This is a genomic window from Dolichospermum lemmermannii CS-548, from assembly GCF_028330815.1.
In the GTDB taxonomy this organism is placed as follows: domain Bacteria; phylum Cyanobacteriota; class Cyanobacteriia; order Cyanobacteriales; family Nostocaceae; genus Dolichospermum; species Dolichospermum lemmermannii.
Genome location: NZ_JAQMTJ010000128.1, coordinates 1 through 5,000, shown reverse-complemented (window position 1 = coordinate 5,000; position 5,000 = coordinate 1). Strand labels below are relative to the sequence as shown.

Sequence of the window (5,000 nt, the reverse complement as noted above, 5' to 3'; positions counted from 1 at the left end):
TCGGTAATTTCGGATTTTTGAATACCTGTGAGGATAATTTTGATACAAAATCGTCGAAATCTTAGGTGGCGATCGCTAATATCAAATCCCCAAACGACCATTTTTCGTTGTGTGACAGTTTAGGGTGCGGAAGGTGGGTTGGTATTACTCTAACGCCGAGTGGACAAAATCAAGATAAAATTTAGAATACACCAAAATCCTACTTTACGACTATGACATCATCAGTTACTACAGAATCTCACGCAATGGAATCTGCTAAACAAGGTTTACCAGTAACAATTATTACGGGTTTCCTTGGTAGTGGTAAGACGACTTTACTCAACCATATTCTCACAAACCAGCAAGGTGTGAAAACTGCTGTGTTAGTGAATGAATTTGGCGAAATTGGTATTGATAATGAATTGGTTGTTTCCACTGATGAAAACATGGTGGAATTAAGTAATGGCTGTATTTGTTGCACAATTAATAATGACTTGGTTGATGCTGTTTACAAAGTTTTGGAAAGGGAACAAAAGCTAGATTATCTAGTTGTAGAAACCACTGGTTTAGCAGATCCTTTACCCGTAGCTATGACATTTCTGGGTTCAGAATTGCGAGATCTAACTCGGTTAGATTCTATTATTACTGTAGTTGATGCGGCAAATTATAGCTTAGATTTATTCAATTCTGAAGCGGCTTTGAGTCAAATTACTTATGGTGATGTCATTATTCTCAATAAAACTGATTTAGTTGATGAAACCACTTTGCAGGAATTGGAGAAAAAAATCAACAATATTAAGGAAGGTTCCAGAATTATTCGCACGACAAAATCCCAAGTTCCCCTTCCCTTAATTCTTAGTGTTGGTTTGTTTGAATCTGATAAATATTTTGATGACCACGCAGAAGAACATCATGATCATGATGACCATGATCATGCTGATTGTGGACATGAACATCACGATGATCATGATCATTCTACCTGTGGCCATGACCACCATGATCATGAACATCATCATCATTCTGACCACTTAGAAAATGATGGTTTTATCTCTATTTCTTTCCAAAGTGAAAAACCTTTTTCCATTAGAAAGTTTCAACATTTCTTAGATAACCAATTACCCACAAATGTTTTCCGTGCTAAGGGAATTATGTGGTTTGATGAAAGTCCTCAACGTCATATTTTCCATCTATGCGGTAAACGCTTCACTATTGATGATGATCAATGGAAAGGTGAAAAGAAAAATCAGTTAGTGTTAATTGGTCAAAATCTGGATACCGAAACCTTACTTCAGCAGTTAGAAAACTGTATTTGTCTTCCTTCTATTAGTAAAGGTAAAGGATTTGGGAAGTAGTAATTAAATAATATCCATATCTCCGACTTCTTCAAGAAGTCGGGGTTCTTGTTTTTTGTCAATGCTATAATACAGCAGATTTCGCTCTAATGAGGTACAAACTTGAATTATAAAACTCTTGTAGTGCGGGCATCTTGCCCGCTGGATATGTACCTCATAACACCGGAAAGTGCTGTATAAATAATTTTATTGGTAATCCTAAACAACCGACAATCTCTGTTTGTAATTTAATTGATGAAGAATATCAAATTAGCAAGTTTCGAGATCATGAACGGATTATTTCCCAAACTTTTCCTGAATTAGATCTTACTGCAAATCAGATTTTTAAAGCTTATATATAATAAAATCATAATTTATTAATAAATTTTTCCATGACATACTCCCTGAGAACAGATTGCAAACTGTACATACCCGCTTCTCTCTCTATTAAAGATCGTGAATATAGCCTCTCTATTGCTTGTAAAAGTTGGGATATAGAAACATTAGGTAATATATTTTGATTTTGCGCCAAATCCGTCAGGTTTATTAATCGCTGGTCAGTGGCCAGACAGTACATAATTTGCCATTCTAGAACCGAGAGGGGATTTAACTGCTGTTCTAGTAAGCTGTTTATATAATTACTGACTAATAATGTATTTTGTTTGAGGAATTTTTCAATATTACCATCAAATAAGTCAATAATAATATTAACAACAATTTTAATTTTCAAGGGATTATGACCATAAGAATGGGATAATTCATACTTGTGTTGATCCGTTCCCAATAGTCGCCTTGATTGTAGCAGAGAAAGAGCTATTTCTGATGAACCAGTCAACCTCAAAGAACGGACTGATAATGACCACCCCTCCAATTCAGTGAGTTGAACAGGTTTGTCTCGACTGGTAAAAATTAAATTGCTTTGATGTTTCGTGTCTGCAATGATCCGGATTAACTGAATATATTTGATATAATCAACATCCAAAACCGTATCTAGATTATCCCAGATAATGAGACATCGGTGTTCATACAGATAATGGATCAGCTGATTGATATCGGGTGTACTTTCCCGACGATGGGAAATAAAGGAAAGCATCTCGGTGATCATACTATCAAAAGATGGGACTGTTGGCACTGAACGCCAAAAAACGTAATCAAACTGATCCTGAATTTGTTTTGTCAGTTGGGTAGCTAAAGTTGTTTTACCAACTCCATCCATACCAAATAATCCTACTAAGTGACAGCCATCTTCCAAAATCCATGATTCTAGTTGTGTCAGTTCTTGGCTGCGGCCATAAAATGCTGAAATATCAATCGCTGTTCCCCAGTCTTGATTTGATATCTTTGTTTGTTCTTTACGTATTTTTGCGTATGAATATAGAGGGGTAGATATTACTTCAGTATTTGAAATACTGATTTTTTGCCAATCTAGACTTAATCTCCGACATAGTTCTTCAAAGGTTGCATAATCAACGGGTTTACCATTCAGGAAGTTGCTAACTGTAGTTAAGCATAATCCTGCATCATCAGCTAAAGCTCTTTGAGTCCGATAGCCTTTTTGTATAATTTTTGACTTAGTCTCATTAATGTAGTTATGATGAATTCTCAGTGACCTGGGCATAAGTAATTTCAAAATATGAAGATTGAAAATCTAAAAAATCAAGTCTTTATTCGGTATTTTACTAAATTTGCAAAAATTATGGCTTTAATTTTTTCAATATTAATTAGTCATTACAATCTATCTTTAGATAGATGACAAAAGTTTTAACCTAGTAAATTTTGTTATTTTATACAATAATCAAGTATGCGTAATTTAAAACCTTTGTAGGAATGTTCCATCTGTAGGGGGCAGAGAAGAGGATGGCAAATTGGCAAGCTTTACCTAAAATAATTGATTAGCTTATGCAAACATCTTGGGTTTGCGCTATGTGTGTATTTCTCAAAACAGTCATAAAAATTATCTAAGTCAGTCATAACTTAGTATTTTCCGGTACAGAACCCGGTCATTTGTGGAGTAGATTAAAAAAATAAGGAATCTAAAAATATACAGGGTTCAGAGTTATAGTTATGGCAGAATCTACCAAATCCGTTGTTTTCTTTTATTCCAACGTTGCAGATTATAGAAATATAGTTGATAGCGTTAAACCTGGTACATTGTTGTTTCTTCTGAACCCCAACCAGAATGGCACTGAGCAAATCACTCCGGATCTATCAGGACTGACAAACACAGAATCTTTGACACTTGGTTCATATCCTTCTTTATCCTCTGAGGTTCCTACGGTTCCAGCCTTCCCTGCTGCTAAGAGTCAAGTGGTCTTTCCCACTGTAGATAATACAGATAATCTTTCTATGAAGACAGAGGTGAAGCTACTAAAGATTGGGGAAAGCGTTGACGACCCTTTTCACGATATGAGTATGACGAAGACAGGAAGTAGCTTTCTAGGGGAAATGCTAACGTCCTCCAATGTGGGGGTAGTTTTGCCGAAAGCTTCCCTTTTTCTAGATCCCAATCCCAGTCATTTTCGGGTTGGATTACCGACCAATTTCCTGACATCAACGGAACAAGTTAATTTTCCTAAGAGCAATACTGTTATCAATGTTAATTACACAGGATTTACCCCAGCAGCGCAAACGGCCTTTCAGTTTGCCGTAGATATTTGGGAGAGTTTACTGGATTCTTCTGTGCCAATTAATGTTAATGCTTCCTTTGCTAATTTAGGTTCTAATATTCTGGGGCAAGCTGGGGCAGAGAGCTTTTTCAAAAATTTTTCTGGAGCACCTCAAACGAATACCTGGTACCCTGTGGCACTAGCAAATTCCTTGGCAGGACAAGATTTAGATCCGACAGCAAGTGATATTGGAGCCGAGTTCAACAGTAACTTTAACTGGTATTACGGGTTAGACAATAATGTACCCACCAATCAAATTAGTTTTGTCAGTGTTGTTCTGCATGAACTAGGCCATGGTTTAGGTTTCTTGGGTTTGATGAACAATCAATCTGGCGTAGGCTCGTGGGGATTCGGCAGTGGTTTTCCAGGAATCTATGATCGTTTTACCGAGAATGGTTCGGGACAAAGTTTGTTGAATACGTCCCTATTTCCTAATCCTTCCACTGCTTTGGGCAGTCAGCTTACCAGTAACAACATTTTCTTTGATGGGTCTAATGCCAATGCGGCTAATGGCGGAAACCGAGTCAAGCTCTACGCCCCAAGCACTTGGAGTGGTGGATCAAGTTACTCTCACTTAGATGAAGTATTTAACAATACTCCCAATGCTCTCATGACCTATTCTATTGGTTTTGGGGAAAGTATTCTGAATCCTGGCCCTGTAACCTTGGGGTTGTTTAAAGACATGGGATGGAAGTTAGCAGGATCTAGCACGAATCTGGTGACAGTAGCAGCCACCGATGCCGTGGCCGGCGAACCCGCCAACAATGGTCAATATACCCTCACACGCACCGGTGACACCACCAGCGCCTTGACGGTGAATATCGCCATGAGTGGTACAGCAACCAATGGCACAGATTACACGACCATTTCGACCTCAGTAAATTTTGCCGCAGGTTCTAGCACAGCAGTAGTCAACCTGAACGTCATTGATGACACCCTCATAGAAGGAACAGAAACAGCCATCCTCACAGTGCTATCAGGAACAGGCTACACTGTCGGAACTGTTGCTAGTGCCACCGTCAAT

The 5,000-nt window shown here is 37.9% G+C and carries 3 protein-coding genes and 1 pseudogene; 3 read left to right on the top strand and 1 reads right to left on the bottom strand.

Going from position 1 to position 5,000, the window contains the following annotated elements:
• Positions 1-212 precede the first annotated feature (212 nt).
• Together PN450_RS08605 and PN450_RS08600 are read left to right on the top strand one after the other, a co-directional pair.
• Positions 213-1,331, top strand: a complete 1,119-nt coding sequence (locus tag PN450_RS08605; protein ID WP_271836019.1) for a CobW family GTP-binding protein — start codon at positions 213-215, stop codon at positions 1,329-1,331.
• Between the two features lie 182 nt (positions 1,332-1,513).
• A pseudogene (locus PN450_RS08600) lies at positions 1,514-1,672 on the top strand (Uma2 family endonuclease); the annotation flags it as partial.
• Between the two features lie 5 nt (positions 1,673-1,677).
• Here PN450_RS08600 and PN450_RS08595 read toward each other — a convergent pair.
• Positions 1,678-2,928 (bottom strand): NB-ARC domain-containing protein, encoded by a 1,251-nt coding sequence (locus PN450_RS08595; protein ID WP_271836018.1) that lies wholly within the window; start codon positions 2,926-2,928, stop codon positions 1,678-1,680.
• 794 nt (positions 2,929-3,722) lie between these two features.
• Between PN450_RS08595 and PN450_RS08590 the strand changes: the two genes are divergently transcribed.
• A partial coding sequence (locus PN450_RS08590) for a Calx-beta domain-containing protein (RefSeq protein ID WP_271836017.1) occupies positions 3,723-5,000 on the top strand: 1,278 nt, incomplete at its 3' end.

What these genes read in the sequence shown, in the direction of transcription:
- PN450_RS08605 (WP_271836019.1), top strand. Translation starts at nt 213, where the DNA reads ATGACATCATCAGTTACTACAGAATCTCACGCAATGGAATCTGCTAAA.
- PN450_RS08595 (WP_271836018.1), bottom strand. Translation starts at nt 2,928, where the DNA reads ATGCCCAGGTCACTGAGAATTCATCATAACTACATTAATGAGACTAAG.